Source organism: Novosphingobium sp. BL-S-32 (genome assembly GCF_056857055.1).
The window spans coordinates 3,313,156-3,332,481 of sequence record NZ_CM166476.1 but is presented as its reverse complement, the minus strand read 5'-3'; the positions used below and the strand labels follow the sequence as shown (position 1 = coordinate 3,332,481).

Below are 19,326 nucleotides of genomic sequence, written 5' to 3'. Positions count from 1 at the left end.
GAATTGCCGGAGGAAGCATGAACATCATCCGCACCGTGTTGTGGATCGCCATCACTGCGATCCTCGTCGCCTTCATTGCGATGAACTGGGCCAAGGTTCCGGTGAATTTCTGGCCGCTCGATGATGGCAACTACGTTCACTTCGAATGGCCCATCGGCGTCGTCGCGCTGCTGTTCTTCTGCCTCGGCATGACGCCGGTCTGGCTTTACCTGCGTGCGGTGCGCTGGCGGCTGAACCGCCGCATCGCCACACTGGAGAACTCGCTGCGCGCCAGCTCGATGCCGTCCATGACCGCCCCCGAACCGGCGTCCACCACGCCCGTTCCCTCCACTCTCGATCCCACCCCGGAAGTCTGATCCCATGAGCAACAATCCCGTCTATCTCGCCCTCGACCTGCCCCGCCTCGACGCTGCCGAGGCGCTGGCCCGCAAGGTCGCCGGGCATATCGGCGGGATCAAGCTGGGGCTGGAGTTCTTCTGCGCCCACGGCCACCACGGCGTGCATGAACTGCACAAGCTGGGCCTGCCGATCTTCCTCGACCTGAAGCTGCACGACATTCCGAACACCGTTGCCGGCGCCATGCAGGCGATCCACGTGCTGCAGCCTTCGATCGTCACGATCCATGCCGCCGGTGGCCGCGCGATGATGGAAGATGCCAAGGCCGCCGCGGGTGAGAACACCAAGGTGGTGGCCGTCACCGTGCTGACCAGCCTCGACGGTGACGACCTTGCCGCCATCGGCGTCAACGACGAGCCTCAAGCGCAGGCCATGCGCCTTGCCGAACTGGCCCATTCTGCCGGCCTCGACGGTATCGTCTGCTCCGGCCACGAAGTCGGCGCGATCCACAGCCAGTGGAAGGACGGCTTCTTCGTGGTTCCCGGCCTGCGTCCCGACAACGGAGGCAATGGCGACCAGAAGCGCATCGTCACCCCGCGCCAGGCCCGCGACGACGGCGCCAGCGTACTGGTGATCGGCCGCCCGATCAGCCGCGCGGACGATCCTCTCGCCGCCGCGCGCGCAATCGAGGCCACACTCTGACCGGGGTGTGATCCGCAGCGGAGCCAAGGTCGCAGGACCATGGCTCCGTCTTTCCATTCATCCCCCGGAAATGCACGGTTCAGCGCCGGGCAACCTCGGGGGACGCAGATCGTTGATCCGGTCCTGATGGCCCGATCCCGATGGATGGAGAGTGCGACTATATGAAATCCCCCAAGCTTCTTGCCGCAACGGCCTTCGCCGTGCTTGCGATGGCGTCCGCCCCTGCCGCCATGGCGCAACAGACCGTTCCCGCCATCGAGGCCGGGCACACGCTGCTGACCGTCAATGCCGATGGCTCGTCCACCCGCACGCCCGACATGGCGAGCTATTCTGCCGGGGTGACCACCCAGGGCAAGACCGCGAGCGAGGCCATGCGCGCCAACTCGCAGGCGATGACCCGCGTGATCGCTGCGTTGAAGAAGGCAGGCGTGGCGGACAAGGACATCCAGACCACCAACCTCAGCCTCAACCCGGTCTATGCCCCGATGCAGCGCCAGCCGGACGGCAGCTTCGCGGGCGAACCGCGTGAGATCGTCGGCTATCAGGCCACCAACACCGTCTCCGTGCGTCAGCGCAAGCTGGCAGACACCGGCAACGTGATCGACGCACTGGTGTCCGCTGGTGCCAATCAGGTCAACGGCCCGGACTTCACGCTCTCCGAACCCGCCGCCGCTCAGGACGAGGCCCGCACCGACGCAATCAAGACCGCCCGCGCCCGCGCGGACCTCTACGCCCGCGCCGCAGGACTTCGCGTCGTCCGCGTGGTCTCGATCAGCGAGGGTGGCGGTAACGCGCCGATGCCGGTGATGTTCGCCCGCAAGGCGTCGATGGACATGGCCCCCGCTGCCCCGCCGGTTGCCGCCGGTGAACTCCAGATGTCGATGAACCTCACCGTTCAGTTCGAACTGGCACCGTAAAATATAAATTCGCGCAAAGGCGCAAAGGCACGAAGGAGTTACCCTGCACCGCAGGTACTCCTTCCCGCGCGAGGCGGCGCCATCGGATACCGCCGAATAACAAAGCGGCTTCGCCGATGACACCACCTCTTTGCGCCTTTGCGTCTTTGCGCGAATCCCAAAATCCAATGCCCGCCCCAAAAAGGCGGCAAGCTGGTCAATCCAGCATCATGTCCTGCGACTGGATATTGTAGCCGACCAACGCCATGTGCCCCGCGTCGCGCTTGCGATAGACGAACTGCTCGACACCTGATCCGTGCTCGAACGTCGTCTGCATCGTCAGGGTGACGAACGTGCCGTCGGTGGTAGCATTGGCGTTCCAGCCCACCTGCTTGCTGGCGCGCACCTTGCCGAGCTTGCGATGCACCGCGTCGATCAGCTTCGCGAACTGCGCCTGCTGACTGGCACTGCGGAACTGCGGATCCGCGTTGTTCCAGATTTCCTGAGAACGCCCGGCATCAAGCGCGCGGTGGAACTTCGCCACTTCCAGCCCGGCGTCCGCGAACGACTCCTTCATGCCGCAACCCGCCAGCATTGCGACGGCCGCAAATGGCACTAGATAGCGCGTCAGTCGGTTCATCATCGGTCCCCTAAGCATCGGGGCCGCAATCTAGGCCAGAAAAACGACATGCCAACAGCGGCGATCAAGATCTGCGGGATAAGCACGCCCGATGCCCTCGAAGCCGCGATTCGCGGCCGCGCCGACCACGCAGGCTTCGTGTTCTTTCCGAAAAGCCCGCGCAACGTCACGCCGGCCGAGGCTGCCCTGCTGGCAGCGCGCGCCGAAGGGCGGATCGGCCGCGTCGGCCTGTTCGTCGATGCCGATGATGCAACGATCGCAGAGGCCGTGGCGAGCGCCCGCCTCGACGCGTTCCAGCTTCACGGCAGCGAGAGCCCCGCAAGGGCCGCCGAACTGCGCGCACGCTACGGTGTCGCGGTGTGGAAGGCCCTCTCCGTCGCGACGGCCGAGGATGCCGACAGAGCCGCCGCCTATGCCGGTGCCGTCGATCTCGTGCTGTTCGATGCCAAGACGCCCAAGGGCACGCTACCCGGGGGCATGGGGCTGAGTTTCGACTGGAGCCTTGTCGCCCAATGGAAGGGCCCGGTGGCTTGGGGCCTGGCGGGCGGCCTTACGCCCGACAATGTGGCCGAAGCCGTACGGCTGACCGGCGCGCCGCTGGTGGATACGTCCTCGGGCGTCGAGAGCGCTCCCGGCGTCAAGGACTCCGACCGGATCGATGCCTTCGTGCGCGCCGTCCGCAGCCTCTGAACAGACCCACAAACGAGAAAGGGCGGCCCCCTCATGGGCCGCCCTTTCCTGGCTTACGCTCACAGTGGAGCGATTCCAGTCAGTTGCCCCCGGCCCGACGCCTCGGTGGCAGATTCGGGCCGGAAGCAGCTAGATCAGAACTTCACGCCAACGCCGACCAGACCGAGGTCCGCATCGGGGGTGTTGTCGCCAACCAGCAGGTGCTTGTATTCAGCCTTGGCGTAGAAGCGGCTGTCGAGAGCCTGCTCAACACCGCCGCCAACAGCAACGGCGCTGTTGCCGTACTTGCTGAACTTCGACTGCCAGGTCGAGTTGGCATAGAGCTTGGTGGTCGGGGTGACCTTCATGCCAACGCGGCCGCCAACGCCCCACGAAACGCGGGTGCCACCGGTCAGGACCTTGTCGGCCGAACCTTCGACGCCAGCGAAGAACTTGTTGCCCAGGTCGTAGTCGTAACCAGCGGCAACGCCTGCAACTGCGTCGCTGTCGCTACCGTCCCAGATGATGCCGGTGCGAGCTTCGACGCGCGCTTCATTGGCCAGGGCGGGAGTGGCGGCGGCCACGGCAGCAACCGCGGCGAGCGAAACGAGTGCAATACGCATGTTTTTTCTCCAAATTTTCCCCCGGCCCTCACCGGGGAAGGACCCGCTGCGCCCCCCATCCTTTCGCCCGGATGAACAAAATAATTCATAATTGCCCGGAAACGTCATGAAACTGCCACTTACAGACATTATATTGCTAATAGCGTTTGCATAGTTGCATGCTTTGCAATTGAAAACGGGCCGACCGTCCCCATGCAAGGTCTGAAGCGCGCAGAACGGCCCGGAACATCCCCGAACCGACAAAGCGCGCTGGACTTGGCCGCGCGGCTCTGCCAATCGGCCGGATCATGACCGCACAGACGCCCGTGAACAGTTTCAGCAACATGCCCGACGAGACCGGCCACTTCGGCCAGTTCGGCGGTCGCTACGTCGCCGAAACGCTGATGCCGCTGATCCTCGATCTGGAGAAGGAATACCGCAAGGCGCAGCAGGACCCGGCGTTCTGGGCGGAATTCGACGCGCTGATGAAGGATTTCGTGGGCCGCCCGAGCCCGCTCTACTTCGCGCCCCGCATCACCGAGCATTTCCGGGGCCTTGCGCCTGCCGGAAAGGGCCCGAAGATCTACTTCAAGCGCGAAGAGCTGAACCACACCGGCGCGCACAAGATCAACAACTGCATCGGCCAGATCCTGCTCGCGATCCGCATGGGCAAGACGAAGATCATCGCCGAGACCGGCGCGGGCCAGCACGGAGTCGCCACCGCCACTGTCGCCGCGCGCTTCGGCCTGCCCTGCAAGATCTTCATGGGCGCCAAGGATATCGAGCGCCAGAAGCCCAACGTCTTCCGCATGAAGCTGCTGGGCGCGGAAGTGATCTCCTGCGAGAGCGGTTCGCAGTCCCTCAAGGACTCGATGAACGACGCGCTGCGCTACTGGGTCGCGAACGTCCACGACACGTTCTACATCATCGGCACCGCTGCCGGCCCGCACCCCTATCCTGAGCTGGTGCGCGATTTCCAGTCGATCATCGGCAAGGAAACCCGCGAGCAGATGCTGGAGAAGGAAGGCCGCCTGCCCGACATGCTGGTGGCGGCCGTAGGCGGCGGATCGAACGCGATCGGCCTGTTCCACCCCTTCCTCGACGATCCCGAAGTCCAGATGACCGGCATTGAGGCGGCAGGCCACGGAATCGATACCGACAAGCACGCCGCCTCGCTGACCGGCGGCAAGCCCGGCATCCTCCACGGCAACAAGACCTATCTGCTGCAGGACGAGGACGGCCAGATCACCGAGGCGCACTCGATCTCGGCCGGTCTCGACTATCCCGGCCTAGGGCCCGAGCATTCGTGGCTGCATGAGAGCGGCCGCGTGAACTACGTGCCGATCACGGATACGCAGGCACTCGAAGCGTTCCAGCTCTGCTGTGAACTGGAAGGCATCATCCCGGCGCTCGAAAGCTCGCACGCTCTGGCCGCGCTGCCGCAGTTGACGGCACAGATGGACGAAGACAAGCTGCTCGTCGTCAACGTCTCGGGCCGCGGAGACAAGGACATCTTCACCGTCGCCGAAGCGCTGGGTGTGGAGCTTTAAGCAATGACCCGCTTCGAAACCGCATTCGCCAAAGGCCCGGCGCTCGTCTGCTTCATCACCGGAGGGGACGGTGATACTGCCGCCAATCTCGACGCGCTCGTGAAAGGCGGCGCCGATGTGATCGAACTCGGCATGCCCTTCACCGATCCCATGGCCGACGGCCCGGCGATCCAGGAAGCGAACATCCGCAGCCTCGATGCCGGCACAAGGACCGCCGACATCTTCCGCATGGCCCGCGAATTCCGCGCCCGGCATGCAGACGTGCCATTGGTGCTGATGGGCTACGCCAACCCGATGATCGCGCGCGGCGCCGACTGGTTCGCGGACGAATGCGCGAAGGCCGGCGTCGACGGCGTGATCTGCGTCGACATTCCGCCCGAGGAAGACGCCGAACTCGGCCCTGCCCTGCGCGGAAAGAGCGTTTCGCTGATCCGCCTCGCCACGCCCACCACCGACGCCGCGCGGCTTCCCGCCGTGCTCGAAGGCTCCTCGGGTTTCCTCTACTACGTCTCGGTAGCGGGTGTGACCGGCATGCAGCAGGCCGCGCAAGGCTCGATCGAGGATGCCGTGGCCAGGCTCAAGGCCGCCAGTTCGATCCCCGTCGCAGTCGGCTTCGGCGTCCGCACGCCCGAGCAGGCCAGCGCGATCGCCAAAGTGGCGGACGGCGTGGTGGTAGGCTCAGCGCTGGTCGATCTGGTCAAGCAGCACGGCGCCGAAGCACCGGCGCATTTGCGCGCGCTGACCTCGGCGCTGGCTGAGGCAGTCCACGCCGCGCGCTGATCCCACTTAATTTCGTCATTGCGCAACGCGTGACGACGACGCAATCCGTGCATTGCGGCGGCCGCCAAGGCTTGCCGCGATGTGCTTTTCCGGACGGGTGCCATGAAAGACTTCGCCGTTTCCGAAGACCCGCGCGTTCAGGCCCAGCTTGACCGACTCGCCGCGCTTTCGCTTCCGCAGGGGCGCTTCGGGCTGGAGACGATCCACACCCTGCTCGAACGGCTGGGCAATCCGCAAAAACGCCTGCCGCCCACGTTCCATGTCGCCGGCACCAACGGCAAGGGATCGACCTGCACTTACCTACGCTTCATGCTGGAGGCGCAGGGCCTGAAGGTCCATTCCGCCACCAAGCCGCATCTGGTGCGCTACAACGAGCGCATCCGGCTTGGCGGCAAGCTGATCTCCGACGCCATGCTGGCCGACCTGCTGGCCGAAGTGCTCGACGCGGGCGAAGACCTTCAGCCCAGCTTCTTCGAAGTGACGACGGCAGCGATCTTCCTCGCCTTCGCGCGCGAGCCTGCCGATGCCTGCGTGATCGAGGTGGGCCTCGGCGGCCGGCTAGACGCCACCAATGTGCTGGAGCATCCGGCGGCCTGCGGCATCGTCACGCTCGGCATCGATCACGAGGCCTTCCTGTTGCGGCCCGAGGTCGGCGCGCCGGAAGAGCCCCTCGCCCGCATCGCCTTCGAGAAAGCCGGAATCGTCCGCAGCCCCGCCCCGGTCATCACGCTGGCCTATCCGGAAAGCGCCGAACTCGAAATTGAGCGCGCCGCCCTGACCGCCGGTGCCCCGCTGCACATGCGCGGGCGCGACTGGGACGCGAGCGTGGGCGACGTGATCGAGTATTCGGACCGACACGGCGAACTCACCCTGCCCCTGCCCAGCCTGCCCGGCACGCATCAGGCCGAAAACGCGGCGCTAGCCGTGGCCATGCTACGACATCAGGACCGGGTGAGTGTTTCTGCCGAGGCCATGGCGGACGGCATCCACGCCGCGCGCTGGCCTGCCCGGCTGCAATTGCTCTCGCAAGGCCCGCTGACGCGCCATGCCGGTGCGCGGGCAGTCTGGCTGGACGGTGGGCACAATCCCGACGCCGGGCTTGCCATCGCCCGTCATTTCGCGGGACAGCGGTTGCATCTCGTGATCGGCATGCTGGCGAACAAGGACCCGCGCGCGCTCACCGGGCCGCTCCGCGACTCCATCGTCAGCATTCATGCAGTGCCGGTTCCGGGTCAGGACTGCCACGGCCCGGCCAGTTTCGGCCCCTCCGCTCTGGCCACAGGCAACGTGGAAGAAGCGCTGGCCGCCTTGCCGGAGGACGGCCTACCGGTGCTCATCGCCGGTTCGCTTTACCTCTCGGGCGAGGTCCTGCGCGCCAACGACGAGATCCCGGACTAACTGCTCAGGCGTCCGCTTCCAGCTCGGCAACGTCCTCGCCTGCCGTGCCCATGGCCTGATCGACCAGTCCGGTGCGGCACATCCACCAGAAGATCGCCATGCCAGGCAGCGATGCAACGGTCGTGAGCAGGTAGAAGTTCACGTAGCCGAAGGTCTCGATCATCGCGCCCGCCGTGGTGCCGGTGAGGAACCGGCCCACCACGCTCGCACCTGCCGAGATCAGCGCGTATTGCGCGGCGGTGAAGCGAAGGTCGCAGAGCGCCGAGAAGTAAGCGATCACGACGACGCCGCCGAAGCCCGACGAAATGTTCTCGAAGCCGATCGCCCCGGCCATGCCCCAGTTGCTGTGTCCGGCCGCCGCCAGCGCTGCAAAGCTGAGGTTGGAGAAGCCCATCAGCACCAGCGAAAGCATGACCGAGCGCTTGAGGCCCATCTTGGCGAAAGCCACGCCGCCGATGAACACGCCGATCAGGTAGGCCCAGAAGCCGAGCCCGACATCGTAAAGCGCGATTTCGTCGTTCGAGAAACCAAGGTCGTCGAACAGCAGGCGGAACGTCAGGTTCGCCAGCGTGTCGCCAATCTTGTGGACGAGGATGAAGGTCAGCACCAGCCACGCGCCGTTGCGACGGAAGAACTCGGCGAAAGGCCCCGCGATCGAGCTCCAGACTTCGACAACGCCGCGCTTCTGGACGACCACCTTGCGGCGCGCCGGCTCACCCAGAAGCACCGCGGTCAGCATCGCGGGCAGTGCGAACAGGGCGCAGACGGCATAACCGGCGCTCCAGCCATGGCGCGCCGAGACAACCAGCGCCAGCGCGCCCGCCCCGGCCGAACCGATGCGCCAGCCATACTGGCTCATGCCCGAGCCGGTGCCGAGCTGATAGGGCTTGAGCGTCTCGATCCGGTAAGCATCGATCACGATGTCGAAGCTGGCGCCCGCCGCGCCTACCAGCACGGCGGCGATCACGGTCGCGGCCATGGCGTTGGGCAGCGGCTGGACGAACGCAAGGTTGAGCACCGCCGCGATCACCAGAACGCCGCAGACCAGCATCCACGAGACGCGCTGGCCCAGACCGCCGATCACCGGCAGGCGCACGCCGTCGATGATCCAGGCCCAGAAAATCTTGAGATTGTAGACGAGGAACGCGAGCGTGAAGGCGGTGACGGTTTTCTTGTCGATTCCGTCCTGCGCCAGCCGCGTCGTCAGCGTCGCCCCGATCATCGCATAAGGGAAGCCCGAGGAGAGCCCCAGCGCGAAGGCTGCCAGCGATTCTTTCTCGAAATAGGGTTTGACGGAATCCCAGACGCCGCGACGCTGTTCGATACTATGGGCGTCCACGCTGTAATCCCTCCAAAATGCGATCCTGCAGCAACCTAGCGCGCACTTGGCCGAAGGGAAGGCTGGATGAAGTGACGATCAACAGGTATGGGCGGGCGAATGTCCAAACCTCCTTTTAAATCCGGCGGCCCGAAGCGTGGCGGCGGCGGTTCGCGCGATGGCTCTCACCGTGGCGAACGTGGCCGTGGCGCCGGTTCCCGCAGCAATGGTCCCCGTGGCGATGGCCCTCGCAGTGATGGCCCCCGCAGCGAGAACCGGCGCGGCGATGCGCCCCGAGGCGATCGGCCCCAATTCGGTCGCGGTCCGCGCAAACCTGCCGAGGGCAAGTCCTTTGGCGACAAGGCCCGTGAGCGCACATTTGGTGAACGGAAATCCGGTGATTACCGGAGCGACGATCGTCCTAGCGGCGACCGCTATAACCGCAGTCGCGACGACAACGGTGGTGGTCGCAGCGGCAGCCGCGGCGGTGAACGTGGTGACGGCCGCAGCGGCGGCGCCCCGCGCGATGGCTTCCCTCGCGGCGAACGCGGCCGCAGCGATAATCCCCGCAATAACGGACCTCGCAGCGAGAATCCTCGCGGCAACGGCTCACGCAGCGATGCCCCCCGCAGCGACCGGCCTGTATACGGCCGTGGTCCGCGCAGGCCCGATGACGCCCTGTCGTTCGGAACCAAGCCGTCCGGCAGTCGTTCCGGTGAACGCGAAGGCGGCGAACGCCGTTTCGGCGAACGTAAGCCCGGCGCATACCGAAGCGACGATCGCCCCAGAGGCGACCGCTATGGCAACCGTTATCGGGACGAACGCCCCTCCGGCGACCGATATCGCGATGAGCGGCGCACGCGCCCGTCTCGCCCCGTATCCGCCGCTCCGCGCGCGGCTGCGCCCACGGCCAAGACGCCCGGCATGCCCGTCCGCGAAGGCGAACGCATCGCCAAGCTGCTCGCCCGAGCAGGCATCGCCAGCCGCCGCGAGGCGGAGCGCCTGATTATCGAAGGCCGCGTGAAGCTGGGCGACGAGGTCATCGAGACCCCCTCCACTGTGCTGGCGAACCTCCGAGGCGTGACGGTCGACGGCAATCCGGTGAAGGACGCCGAGGACACCCGCCTCTTCGCCTTCCACAAGCCCGCCGGTCTCCTGACCGCCGAGCGCGATCCCGCCGGGCGCCCGACGATCTACACCGCGCTGCGTAATGCCCTGCCTGAAGGCGCGGGCCGCGTGATGCCGATCGGCCGCCTCGATCTCAATACCGAAGGCCTGCTGCTGCTCACCAACGATGGCGAGTTCAAGCGCCGGCTGGAACTGCCTGCTACCGGCGTGCCGCGCACCTATCGCGCCCGCACCTTCGGCGACATCTCGCAGGCGCAGCTTGAAGACCTGATCGAAGGTATCGAGGTCGACGGGGTGATCTACGGCAAAATCGACGCCAACATGGAGCGCCGCACCGGGCGCAACCAGTGGATCGAAATGACGCTGACCGAAGGCAAGAACCGCGAAGTCCGCCGTGTCCTCGAACATCTCGGCCTTCAGGTCAGCCGCCTGATTCGCACGTCGTACGGTCCGATCCGCCTGCTCGACCTGCCCAAGGGCATGGTCATCGAGATATCCCAGCGCGATCTGGAAAACTTCCGCAAGACGCTGCCGGTCGACAAGTCGTGAAGGCACCCGTCGCAAAGACCGGCCTTCGGATCGTCGCGGGCGAATGGCGGGGACGCAAGCTGGTGACGCCCGAGGGCGACACCACGCGCCCGACGGCGGACCGCACGCGCGAGACGCTGTTCTCGATGCTGGCAAGCCGCCTCGGCACGTTCGAGGGGCTGAAGGTCGCCGATTTCTTCGCGGGATCGGGCGCGCTGGGGCTCGAAGCGCTTTCACGCGGGGCGGCGCATTGCCTCTTCGTCGATCAGGACGCAGGAGCGATCCGCGCGATCCGCGCCAATATCGCCAACTTGCGCGCCCAGGCACAATGCGATGTGCGGGCGAGTTCAGTGCTGTCACTGGGTCCGGCGAAAGACACGCTGGACCTCGTGCTGCTGGATCCGCCTTACGACACGGGTGCGGGCGCCGTCGCCATAGACAAGCTGGCGCGGCTCGGCTGGATCGGCGAGCAGACCTGGATCAGCCTCGAAACAGGGCGTGACGAAGCCGTCTCGATCCGGGGATTCGAGATCGAATCAACGCGCGAAGTAGGCAAGGCGCGGCTGCATTTTCTGCGCCGCGCCCCCTGATCGTTCGTTACTTCTTCTTGTGGCTGGTGGACTTGCTGCGGGTAGCGTCGCGCTTGACGCCGATCTGACTCGGATTGATGCAGCTGTCCTTGATCGTCGCCGAGCAGACCTTGTAGGTCGTACCATCGATTGAGACCTCGGTGGGCCGACCACGACTGTCACGCGCGGTTACATCGGCCTTCTGCGGGGGATCCGCCGCCATCGCAGCCGAACCAAGAGGCGCTGCGACGGCAGCAGCAGCAAGTATGAGCAAGTAGCGAGACATCCGGATTTCTCCTTCAACGGGACGAGTCCGTCCGCCCGGTGAAATACACCGGGCGGGCCTTGGTTCCCATCCATACTTTTTCTCTGTAAATCAGACGCCGCCGCGGTTGCGGCAGTTGTCCTTCACTGTCTTGCTACAGAACGGATAGCTCTTGTTCATCGCCGTTGCCGGCGGCGGTGTGAGCGCCCCCTTGTAGGGCCCGCCCTGATAGTTCTCGTCGGCCGGCATCGCCGGCGGCACCGTCTGCGCGGCGACCTTCGGATCGGGCACGCCGGTCGTCGGCATGCCCTCCCCTGGAGGGTTGGCCTGCGCCGCCGGCGTCGAGGGCGTCTGACCGGCGAGTTGCTGATTCACCGCGTTCCAGGCGACCTGTTGCTGCTGGGGGCTCATCTTGTAGATCTGTCCGCGCTGGTCGGGCGTCAGCGCCCAGTAACCGCGCTGCTGCTCGCCGGTAAGATGCCAGAAATAGGCCTGATATTCGGGAGACCAGCTATCGTAATCCGCCCGCATGTCGGCGGGCCACGAATCGTACTGGGCTTTCTGATCCGCCGTCATCGCGCCGGAATTGGCAGGCGCTGCGGGCGATGGCGGGGCATCGGGCGTCGGATCTCCGACTGTGCTCTGGGCGAAGGTAGGGCCGGACAGTGCCGCGACCGAAAGCGCGGCGGCGCCGGCAAATAGAAGGGTTCGCATGGCTTCACTCTCCTGTTGGTCGTGATGGCCGTTGATGACAAACCGACGCCCCGCGCCGGGGATTGTTCCTGTGATGCGGTGAAGCGGCCTTGCGCCGCGATGCCCCGTTCCCTAGATGTTCACGGGTGAACGATTTGCAATCCTCTGTGCCTGACGCCGCTTCCGACCTTTTGCTCGAAGGTCTGAACCCGCCCCAGCGCGAGGCGGTTCTGACGACCGAAGGGCCGGTGCTGATGCTGGCAGGCGCGGGCACGGGCAAGACCGCCGCGCTCACGCGCAGGCTCGCGCATCTCGTGCGCAGCCGGCTGGCATGGCCCAGCGAGATCCTCTGCGTCACTTTCACCAACAAGGCCGCGCGCGAAATGCGTGAGCGCGTGGGACACCTGATCGGCCCCGCTGTCGAAGGCATGCCCTGGCTCGGCACCTTCCACGCGATCGCCGCGAAGATGCTGCGCCGCCATGCCGAACTTGTGGGCCTCCAGCCCAATTACACGATCATCGACACCGACGATCAGCTTCGCCTTCTGAAGCAGCTCATTCAGGCAGAGGGACTGGACGAAAAGCGCTGGCCCGCCCGCCTGCTCGCCGGCTGCATCGACCGCTGGAAGAACCGCGGCCTCAATCCCGCCGATCTCGATGCGGGCGAGAGCGAGGCTTATGCCAACGGGCGCGGGCAGAAGTTCTACCAGCTCTATCAGGATCGCCTGAAGACGCTAAACGCCTGCGACTTCGGCGACCTGCTGCTCCACATGCTCAACATCCTGCGCACCAACCGCGAGGTACTGGAACAGTACCAGCAGCGCTTCAAGTACGTGATGGTGGATGAGTATCAGGACACCAATCAGGTCCAGTACCTATGGCTCCGCCTGATCGCGCAAGTGCGGAAGAACATCTGCGTGGTGGGTGACGACGACCAGTCGATCTACTCCTGGCGCGGCGCTGAAGTGGCCAATATCCTGAAGTTCGAAAAGGATTTTCCGGGCGCGAAGGTCATCCGGCTGGAGCAGAATTACCGCTCCACGCCGCAGATCCTCGCTGCTGCCTCCGGCCTCATCAACGAGAACAGCCAGCGCCTTGGCAAGACGCTGTGGACCGAACGCCATCCCGGAGAGAAAGTCCGCGTGATCGGCGTCTGGGACGCGCCCGAAGAAGCCCGCCGCGTGGGCGACGAGATCGAGCGGCTAGAACGCGAAGGCGCGGCGCTGGACCAGATCGCCATCCTCGTGCGCGCCCAGTACCAGACGCGCGAGTTCGAAGACCGATTCATCTCGATCGGCATGAAGTACCGCATCATCGGCGGTTTCCGATTCTATGAGCGCGCCGAGATTCGCGACGCCCTCGCCTATCTGCGCGTGATCGCGCAGCCGGCGGACGACCTTGCCTTCGAGCGCATCTACAACGCCCCCAAGCGCGGCCTCGGCGCCAAGGCGCTGGAAGCACTGCATACGCTGGCGCGTCGGCGGGGCATTCCGCTCGCCATGGCCGCGATCGAGATCGCCGATACCGACGAACTGCCCGCCCGCGCGCGCAATACGTTCCTCTCACTGATGCGTGATTTCGCGCGCTGGCGCGATGTAGCGGGCACGGAGAACCCAGCCGACCTGATGCGCACCGTGCTCGACGAGAGCGGCTATACGGACGCGCTACAGGCCGAAAAGACGCCCGAGGCCAATGGCCGGCTCGAAAACCTCGTCGAACTCGCGCGCGCCATGGAAGAATACGAGAGCTTGGGCGACTTCCTCGAACATGTCAGCCTCGTGATGGACAACGACGCGGCCTCGGACGAGGAAAAGGTCACGATCATGACCATGCACGCGGCCAAAGGGCTGGAGTTCGACAACGTGTTCCTGCCCGGCTGGGAGGAAGGCGTGTTCCCCTCACAGCGCGCGATGGATGAAGGCGGGCTGGCCAGTCTCGAAGAAGAACGCCGCCTCGCCTACGTCGCGATCACCCGCGCGCGGCGCAAGTGCACGATCCTCCATGCCGCCAACCGCCGCATCTATGGCCAGTGGACCAGTTCGATCCCCTCGCGCTTCATAGGCGAACTGCCGGACGATCACGTCGACAGCGAGACCACGCTGTCGGGCGGCGCATCGCTCTGGCGCGCGCAATGGTCGGAACATGGCGATCCCTTTGCGGATGTCGCCCGCGCGCAGCCGGCGCGGACGATGACGCGCGGCCCCGGTTGGCAGCGCGCCTCGGCGCAGGAATACGATCCCAAGCCGCGCCGGATCGCCGAATCGACCCGCAGCGCCGCCAGCTTTGCCGCCAAGCCGCGCACCGACATCGCCATCGGCGCGCGCGTCTTCCATGAAAAGTTTGGCTACGGCACCGTCGCCGGGCAGGAAGGCAACAAGCTGGAGATCGACTTCGAACAGTCCGGCCACAAACGCGTGCTGGACAGCTTCGTGAAACCCGCCGGCGAAGCCTGAAACGCGCTCAGATCAGCCCCGGCACGAGGCGCGAACGGACTCTGGAGGCGTAGGCACGGTAGGCCGGATCGGTGCGGAGAACCCGCTCTTCCTCATCGGTGCGCATCCACAGCAGGATCCAGGTAAGGACATAGATCGCCACGTTCCAGGCTGAGAGATAGAGCATCAGATAGCCGATATGGTTGACGATATAGGCCATATACATCGGGTGACGGACCAGCTTGTAGAGCCCACCTTCCTTGACCCCGCGATTGGCCGCGACCAGCCCGAAACTGCGGCGCAGCGAAAGCTTGGCCAGGATCGACAGCGTGGCTCCGCCCGTGACCAGCGCTGTAGACACGTAATCGGGGGCCAATTGAATGCCCCTCGGCAGGATCAGAAGCGCCGCGCCGGTTCCTCCAAAACCCAGCAAGACCGGCCTGAGACCCGTCGCCATGTCGCCGGGGCGACGAATAATGATCAGGACGACGGCAAGCAGTTCGGCCACCAGAAATAGCGCGAGCTGTGGGTGCCGCGGTATCGCCGGCGAGAGTCGCCAGACCGCCAGACCGGCAAGCAGAATCAGGAAGGCGCATTCGGCAAGATGTATCAAGCGAGCTGACGTCATCGATTTCCCCCGCCCCGGCGAAACGCCGAGCACGGGAAAACTCTAGCCCAACAGTGGTAAACAGCCATTTAAGTCTATTTCACGCCGATTTCCTGAGACCTCCGTTCGGAGACGGGAAACCATAAGGCCATCAAATTCGAGCTTATTTTTCTTCCGATGCCGCCTCTATTTGCGGCAGAAGCGGATCGGGCACATCGGCTGCGGTCCCATCCGGCGTGATTTCCAGAATTGCCTCGCCCTGCCGCGAGCGCGGCTGCCACACGGGCAGATCTGCGCCGTTGGGATCGCCCGTCTTCGCGAAATTCACGATATAAGCGCTGGCGATCCGCCCCATCGTATTGTCGCGCTCGCTGGTGGCATCCCCGTATTTGATCGCCTGTGTACCGAAGAAGAAGGGAATGTCGCTCGCATGCTGGGCGCCCTTCCCGTCCACTGCGATCGAACTCGCGACGTAGCCGAACCGATATTCCCACACCGGCACGCCCAGATCGGCGACAAGGCCGGAGAGCTGTCTCGCGCCCGCGATCATGCCGCCAGTGACGCCGCCCATGTCATCGCTGGTCGCGCCGATTATCATCGGCACCTGGTGGAATTGGCCAGAGGCATAGGCCTTGCGCTGGTCGAGCGCGATGCGTCCATCGATGAAGGGGCTCGCGAAACTGCGCGGCGCATCGGATGGTGCGAAAAGGCTGGCCAGATTGAGCCCGTCCACCACATCGTCCGCCGACAAGGCCCGCAGCTTCGCCAGCGCGTCAGGATCGTCCGGCGCGATGCCCTTGCTCTCCGCAAAGCGCAGGCCGGACGCTTCGGCGGAGGCCAGATCGGGACCGATAAGCATCTTGCCGTCGCCGCCGGACAGCACCACGGCCTTGTCGAACAGACCATCGGCAAGCGGCGACGTGACGAGATTATGCACGGACATCCCGCCCGCACTTTCACCCATAATCGTCACATTCTCCGGATCGCCGCCGAACGCCTCGATATTGCGCTGGACCCAAACGAGCGCCGCGATCTGGTCGAGATAGCCATAGTTGCCGATCAGGCCGCCGTCCTCGCCATCCTTCGTCAGCGCGGGATGGGCAAAGGTCCCGAAGCGGCCGACCCGGTAGTTGAAGCTGAAGAGCAAGACCCCCTGCTTCGCCAGTTCCGCCCCCGAATAAGTCGGCGGCGAGGCACCGCCATTGACGAAGCCGCCGCCATAGATCCACACGACGACGGGCAGCTTGCCGCTGGCCTCCGCCGGGCGCCAGATGTTCGCATAGAGGCAATCCTCGGCCGGAGGGGTACCAAGCGGGGCCGCATCGCCCTCGAACGGCTTCTGCATGCAGTCGTGGCCGTATTCGGTGGCGGGGCGCACACCGTCCCAATTGGCCGCCGGTTGCGGCGCACGCCAGCGCAGGTCCCCCACCGGAGGCGCGGCGAAGGGAATGCCCTTCCAGCTGATCACGCCATCCTCGACACGGCCTTCAAGGCTGCCGGTGTCCACTTGCACGATCGCGTTCGGATCGGCCTTGGCGGCACAGGCCGCGCCCATGCACAGCGACAGCACCAGAACCAGCCTTGCCCCTCTGTGTCCGGCCCATCGCATACGGCAACTCCCCTGCATATTTCCCGAGGCTTCTGACACAGCAGCGCCTTGCCCGACAAGTGCCCGACAAGCAGGTGTCCTGCCCCTCGCCACCGCTTGCAGCACGGGCGCGGGAAAGTCATCCTCTGCCCGCAAAAACAATGGGTAACCGGATTGCCGCTGCGGACAGCGGCCGCCCCCTGACATACGGGCGCCCAAACGAAAACGGGGAGCCGCGAAGGGCTCCCCGAAAACGGTATAGGTTCGAAATCAGGCCAGCGCGGAAACGCCGAGGAACTCGGGAACCGGGCCGTTCCAGCCCATGTCCGCCGGTTCTTCCTCACGGCGGCGGCCACGGCGGGCGTCGCTGCGCGGTGCCTTCGCTTCGCGTTCCGGCGCGGTATCACGCGCGGGACGGCGGTCCGCACGCTCATCGCGGCGCGCGGGACGTTCGCTGCGCTCTTCGCGCTGACGCTCGGGGCGTTCACGGCGCGTGGAACGCTCTTCGCTGCGTTCGGCGCGATCTTCCACCGGCTCTTCACGCGTCTCGGTCCGCGCACGCTTTTCGCGGCGGGGCCGCTCTTCGCGTGCCGGGGCCGCAGCGGCTTCATCCGGCGAAAGCGTGTAGACGGGGATCTTGCCGCCGGTCAGCTTTTCAACGCCTTCGATTGCTTCGGCATCCTCGGGCGTGACGAGTGTGAAGGCACGGCCCGTTGCACCGCCGCGGCCGGTGCGGCCGATGCGGTGGATGTAGTCGTCCGGGTGCCAGGGCGTATCGAAGTTGAAGACGTGGCTCACGCCCTTCACATCGAGCCCGCGCGCGGCAACGTCGGAAGCGACCAGAATGTTGATCGCCCCGTCCTTGAACCGCTGAAGCTCGGCATTGCGCCCCGCCTGATCCATGTCGCCATGGATCTCGCCAGCGGCGAAACCGTGGCCCTTGAGGCTCTTGGCGAGTTCACGCACCGTCGTCTTGCGGTTGGCGAAGATGATCGCGGTGGACACGTTGTCCGTCCGCAGCAGGTGGCGCAGCGCCTCCCGCTTGCCACGGGACGTCACGGCCACCTTGTGCTGGACGATGTTGGTGTTGGCCGTCGCCGGGCGGGCGACTTCGATGTTCTTGGGATTCGACAGGAAGCGGTCGGCCAGCTTCTTGATCGGCGGCGGCATCGTCGCCGAGAACAGCAGCGTCTGCCGGTTGGTCGGCAGCTTGGAGCAGATGCTTTCGATGTCCGGGATGAAGCCCATGTCGAGCATGCGGTCCGCTTCGTCGATCACGAGCAGTTCGCAGCCGGTGAGCAGGATCTTGCCGCGTTCGAAGAGGTCCATCAGGCGGCCCGGCGTGGCGATCAGCACGTCGACGCCTTCCTGCAGCGCCTTGACCTGATCCCCCATCTGCACGCCGCCGATCAGCAGCGCCATCTTGAGATCGTGGTTCTTGCCGTACTTCTCGAAGTTCTCGGCAACCTGCGCGGCAAGCTCGCGCGTGGGTTCGAGAATGAGAGATCGCGGCATCAGCGCACGGCGGCGGCCATGGGCAAGGATGTCGATCATCGGAAGCACGAAGCTGGCGGTCTTTCCCGTCCCAGTCTGTGCGATGCCGATGAGGTCCTTCATCATGAGGACCGGGGGAATGGCCTGCGCCTGGATAGGAGTCGGTTCGCTATAGCCCGCGGCTTCCACCGCTTGCAGCAATTCGTCAGACAGGCCGAGATCGGCAAAGCTCATAGGCAGACTGGTTTATCCGAAGTTCAGGGAAGCAAGAGTATTCGCCGATATCGCGACGGGTGCGGCCTAGGCCTTCGCGCGTGTCGAACGTGCACCTTTGCGGCGCCTTTGCGCGAACCATCCCCAAAGTCAAGAAAATCCGCAAAAGAAGGCGATTCGCCTCCATTTCGAAGTCGATTTCAGTGCTCGACGGCGACGAGCTGCCGAATGCGGGTGAGCTTGCAGTTCGAACCGCTGCGCGACAGCAGGGAGTCGCGGTCCACGCAAAGCTGCCCGTCCGCTGAGCGTGAGAGCAGGAACCCCGAGTAGAACGCGCCCGCGCGGCAGGCCCGTTCCAGCTCGACACTGATGATTCGGCGGTCACGCATATAAAGCAGCAGGTTGCGTTGCCCGTCGGGCTGAACGCCCGCAATTCCTGCAATCGGCAGACACTTGCCGATCTTGCGCTCGGTGAAGCGCGGACGGCTTTCCGGTGCGTCGGGATCGCCAAGCGGCTCGGCCGGGAGCGGCGCGCGCGGGCTGATGCGGATGGTCATGCGCTGCTCGATTCGAATCTGCCAGGCGCTCTCGGGCTCGGGATGCGGAAAGGCGAACACCGCGAAAGGATGCTTGCCCGCCGATTCGGACCAGTCGGCAGGCCAACCGCCGGGACCGTCTGCGTCAGGTGCAGCGTACCCTGCCGAATCGGACTGCCTCGTCTCGTCGCCCCGGCCGGACGAATCGCCTTTACCCGATTCGCCGCCCCCTGCCGCTGGAAGCAGCAGCATGAGCGGGTACAGCAGGACGGAAGCGAGATTCATGAAAAAGAGCAGATCCCCGAACGGCCCGGGGCGCAATAAAGGCCGAGCCCCCTCCCCTTAGCGGGAGAGCTTGAACCACCGCTTAACCCATTCGGCA

Annotated in this window: 19 protein-coding genes; 10 read left to right on the top strand and 9 right to left on the bottom strand. The window is 65.2% G+C overall.

Going from position 1 to position 19,326, the window contains the following annotated elements:
* Positions 1 to 17: 17 nt before the first annotated feature.
* From AC1VVK_RS15625 to AC1VVK_RS15615, 3 genes are all read left to right on the top strand, one after another.
* On the top strand, positions 18 to 356 hold the full coding sequence (locus AC1VVK_RS15625) for a LapA family protein (RefSeq protein ID WP_132384905.1): 339 nt from the start codon (positions 18 to 20) through the stop codon (positions 354 to 356).
* 4 nt (positions 357 to 360) lie between these two features.
* Positions 361 to 1,038 carry an orotidine-5'-phosphate decarboxylase gene (gene pyrF / locus AC1VVK_RS15620; protein ID WP_482903692.1) on the top strand — a complete coding sequence of 226 codons (678 nt, stop codon included), beginning with the start codon at positions 361 to 363 and terminating at the stop codon, positions 1,036 to 1,038.
* A gap of 161 nt (positions 1,039 to 1,199) precedes the next feature.
* Positions 1,200 to 1,955 (top strand): SIMPL domain-containing protein, encoded by a 756-nt coding sequence (locus AC1VVK_RS15615; RefSeq protein ID WP_482903691.1) that lies wholly within the window; start codon positions 1,200 to 1,202, stop codon positions 1,953 to 1,955.
* A gap of 196 nt (positions 1,956 to 2,151) precedes the next feature.
* Here AC1VVK_RS15615 and AC1VVK_RS15610 read toward each other — a convergent pair whose 3' ends face one another.
* Positions 2,152 to 2,511: a DUF4019 domain-containing protein gene (locus tag AC1VVK_RS15610; protein WP_482903690.1), complete on the bottom strand. Its 360-nt coding sequence runs from the start codon at positions 2,509 to 2,511 to the stop codon at positions 2,152 to 2,154.
* A 111-nt stretch (positions 2,512 to 2,622) separates the two neighbouring features.
* On the opposite strand from AC1VVK_RS15610, the gene AC1VVK_RS15605 reads away from it, so the two are divergent.
* Positions 2,623 to 3,264, top strand: a complete 642-nt coding sequence (locus tag AC1VVK_RS15605; protein WP_482903689.1) for a phosphoribosylanthranilate isomerase — start codon at positions 2,623 to 2,625, stop codon at positions 3,262 to 3,264.
* A 134-nt stretch (positions 3,265 to 3,398) separates the two neighbouring features.
* On the opposite strand, the gene AC1VVK_RS15600 is transcribed toward AC1VVK_RS15605, so the two are convergent.
* Positions 3,399 to 3,866, bottom strand: a complete 468-nt coding sequence (locus tag AC1VVK_RS15600; protein WP_482903688.1) for an outer membrane protein — start codon at positions 3,864 to 3,866, stop codon at positions 3,399 to 3,401.
* A 287-nt stretch (positions 3,867 to 4,153) separates the two neighbouring features.
* On the opposite strand from AC1VVK_RS15600, the gene trpB reads away from it, so the two are divergent.
* From trpB to AC1VVK_RS15585, 3 genes are all read left to right on the top strand, one after another.
* On the top strand, positions 4,154 to 5,395 hold the full coding sequence (gene trpB, locus AC1VVK_RS15595; RefSeq protein ID WP_482903687.1) for a tryptophan synthase subunit beta: 1,242 nt from the start codon (positions 4,154 to 4,156) through the stop codon (positions 5,393 to 5,395).
* A 3-nt stretch (positions 5,396 to 5,398) separates the two neighbouring features.
* Positions 5,399 to 6,175 (top strand): tryptophan synthase subunit alpha, encoded by a 777-nt coding sequence (gene trpA / locus AC1VVK_RS15590; RefSeq protein ID WP_482903686.1) that lies wholly within the window; start codon positions 5,399 to 5,401, stop codon positions 6,173 to 6,175.
* A gap of 102 nt (positions 6,176 to 6,277) precedes the next feature.
* Positions 6,278 to 7,573, top strand: a complete 1,296-nt coding sequence (locus AC1VVK_RS15585) for a bifunctional folylpolyglutamate synthase/dihydrofolate synthase (RefSeq protein WP_482903685.1) — start codon at positions 6,278 to 6,280, stop codon at positions 7,571 to 7,573.
* Positions 7,574 to 7,577: 4 nt separating this feature from the next.
* Here AC1VVK_RS15585 and AC1VVK_RS15580 read toward each other — a convergent pair whose 3' ends face one another.
* The gene (locus AC1VVK_RS15580) at positions 7,578 to 8,912 is read right to left on the bottom strand and encodes an MFS transporter (protein ID WP_482903684.1); all 1,335 of its coding nucleotides are present in this window, start codon (positions 8,910 to 8,912) and stop codon (positions 7,578 to 7,580) included.
* Between the two features lie 99 nt (positions 8,913 to 9,011).
* Between AC1VVK_RS15580 and AC1VVK_RS15575 the strand changes: the two genes are divergently transcribed.
* Both AC1VVK_RS15575 and rsmD read left to right on the top strand, forming a co-directional pair.
* Positions 9,012 to 10,568: a pseudouridine synthase gene (locus AC1VVK_RS15575; RefSeq protein WP_482903683.1), complete on the top strand. Its 1,557-nt coding sequence runs from the start codon at positions 9,012 to 9,014 to the stop codon at positions 10,566 to 10,568.
* Positions 10,565 to 11,137, top strand: coding sequence for a 16S rRNA (guanine(966)-N(2))-methyltransferase RsmD (gene rsmD / locus AC1VVK_RS15570; RefSeq protein WP_482903682.1), 573 nt, complete (start codon positions 10,565 to 10,567; stop codon positions 11,135 to 11,137). The genes AC1VVK_RS15575 and rsmD overlap by 4 nt, the downstream gene beginning before the upstream one ends.
* A 7-nt stretch (positions 11,138 to 11,144) precedes the next feature.
* On the opposite strand, the gene AC1VVK_RS15565 is transcribed toward rsmD, so the two are convergent.
* Together AC1VVK_RS15565 and AC1VVK_RS15560 are read right to left on the bottom strand one after the other, a co-directional pair.
* Entirely contained in the window at positions 11,145 to 11,402 is a 258-nt protein-coding gene (locus AC1VVK_RS15565) for a hypothetical protein (RefSeq protein WP_132384894.1), read from the bottom strand.
* A gap of 90 nt (positions 11,403 to 11,492) precedes the next feature.
* Positions 11,493 to 12,095 carry a hypothetical protein gene (locus AC1VVK_RS15560; protein ID WP_482903681.1) on the bottom strand — a complete coding sequence of 201 codons (603 nt, stop codon included), beginning with the start codon at positions 12,093 to 12,095 and terminating at the stop codon, positions 11,493 to 11,495.
* 146 nt (positions 12,096 to 12,241) lie between these two features.
* On the opposite strand from AC1VVK_RS15560, the gene AC1VVK_RS15555 reads away from it, so the two are divergent.
* Positions 12,242 to 14,527: an ATP-dependent helicase gene (locus AC1VVK_RS15555; RefSeq protein ID WP_482903680.1), complete on the top strand. Its 2,286-nt coding sequence runs from the start codon at positions 12,242 to 12,244 to the stop codon at positions 14,525 to 14,527.
* Between the two features lie 7 nt (positions 14,528 to 14,534).
* On the opposite strand, the gene AC1VVK_RS15550 is transcribed toward AC1VVK_RS15555, so the two are convergent.
* The 4 genes from AC1VVK_RS15550 to AC1VVK_RS15535 form a co-directional block, all read right to left on the bottom strand.
* Positions 14,535 to 15,134, bottom strand: coding sequence for a methyltransferase family protein (locus AC1VVK_RS15550; protein ID WP_482903679.1), 600 nt, complete (start codon positions 15,132 to 15,134; stop codon positions 14,535 to 14,537).
* A gap of 142 nt (positions 15,135 to 15,276) precedes the next feature.
* Positions 15,277 to 16,722, bottom strand: a complete 1,446-nt coding sequence (locus AC1VVK_RS15545) for a carboxylesterase/lipase family protein (protein ID WP_482903678.1) — start codon at positions 16,720 to 16,722, stop codon at positions 15,277 to 15,279.
* A gap of 249 nt (positions 16,723 to 16,971) precedes the next feature.
* On the bottom strand, positions 16,972 to 18,429 hold the full coding sequence (locus AC1VVK_RS15540) for a DEAD/DEAH box helicase (protein WP_482903677.1): 1,458 nt from the start codon (positions 18,427 to 18,429) through the stop codon (positions 16,972 to 16,974).
* Positions 18,430 to 18,608: 179 nt separating this feature from the next.
* A complete protein-coding gene (locus tag AC1VVK_RS15535) occupies positions 18,609 to 19,229 on the bottom strand; it encodes a hypothetical protein (RefSeq protein ID WP_482903676.1) in 621 nt (206 codons plus the stop codon).
* Between the last annotated feature and the right edge of the window lie 97 nt (positions 19,230 to 19,326).

Coding starts and splice junctions, on each gene's coding strand:
- AC1VVK_RS15625 (WP_132384905.1), top strand. CDS start 18: ATGAACATCATCCGCACCGTGTTGTGGATCGCCATCACTGCGATCCTC.
- pyrF (WP_482903692.1), top strand. CDS start 361: ATGAGCAACAATCCCGTCTATCTCGCCCTCGACCTGCCCCGCCTCGAC.
- AC1VVK_RS15615 (WP_482903691.1), top strand. CDS start 1,200: ATGAAATCCCCCAAGCTTCTTGCCGCAACGGCCTTCGCCGTGCTTGCG.
- AC1VVK_RS15610 (WP_482903690.1), bottom strand. CDS start 2,511: ATGAAGGAGTCGTTCGCGGACGCCGGGCTGGAAGTGGCGAAGTTCCAC.
- AC1VVK_RS15605 (WP_482903689.1), top strand. CDS start 2,623: ATGCCAACAGCGGCGATCAAGATCTGCGGGATAAGCACGCCCGATGCC.
- AC1VVK_RS15600 (WP_482903688.1), bottom strand. CDS start 3,866: ATGCGTATTGCACTCGTTTCGCTCGCCGCGGTTGCTGCCGTGGCCGCC.
- trpB (WP_482903687.1), top strand. CDS start 4,154: ATGACCGCACAGACGCCCGTGAACAGTTTCAGCAACATGCCCGACGAG.
- trpA (WP_482903686.1), top strand. CDS start 5,399: ATGACCCGCTTCGAAACCGCATTCGCCAAAGGCCCGGCGCTCGTCTGC.
- AC1VVK_RS15585 (WP_482903685.1), top strand. CDS start 6,278: ATGAAAGACTTCGCCGTTTCCGAAGACCCGCGCGTTCAGGCCCAGCTT.
- AC1VVK_RS15575 (WP_482903683.1), top strand. CDS start 9,012: ATGTCCAAACCTCCTTTTAAATCCGGCGGCCCGAAGCGTGGCGGCGGC.
- AC1VVK_RS15565 (WP_132384894.1), bottom strand. CDS start 11,402: ATGTCTCGCTACTTGCTCATACTTGCTGCTGCTGCCGTCGCAGCGCCT.
- AC1VVK_RS15560 (WP_482903681.1), bottom strand. CDS start 12,095: ATGCGAACCCTTCTATTTGCCGGCGCCGCCGCGCTTTCGGTCGCGGCA.
- AC1VVK_RS15550 (WP_482903679.1), bottom strand. CDS start 15,134: ATGACGTCAGCTCGCTTGATACATCTTGCCGAATGCGCCTTCCTGATT.
- AC1VVK_RS15545 (WP_482903678.1), bottom strand. CDS start 16,722: ATGCGATGGGCCGGACACAGAGGGGCAAGGCTGGTTCTGGTGCTGTCG.
- AC1VVK_RS15540 (WP_482903677.1), bottom strand. CDS start 18,429: ATGAGCTTTGCCGATCTCGGCCTGTCTGACGAATTGCTGCAAGCGGTG.
- AC1VVK_RS15535 (WP_482903676.1), bottom strand. CDS start 19,229: ATGAATCTCGCTTCCGTCCTGCTGTACCCGCTCATGCTGCTGCTTCCA.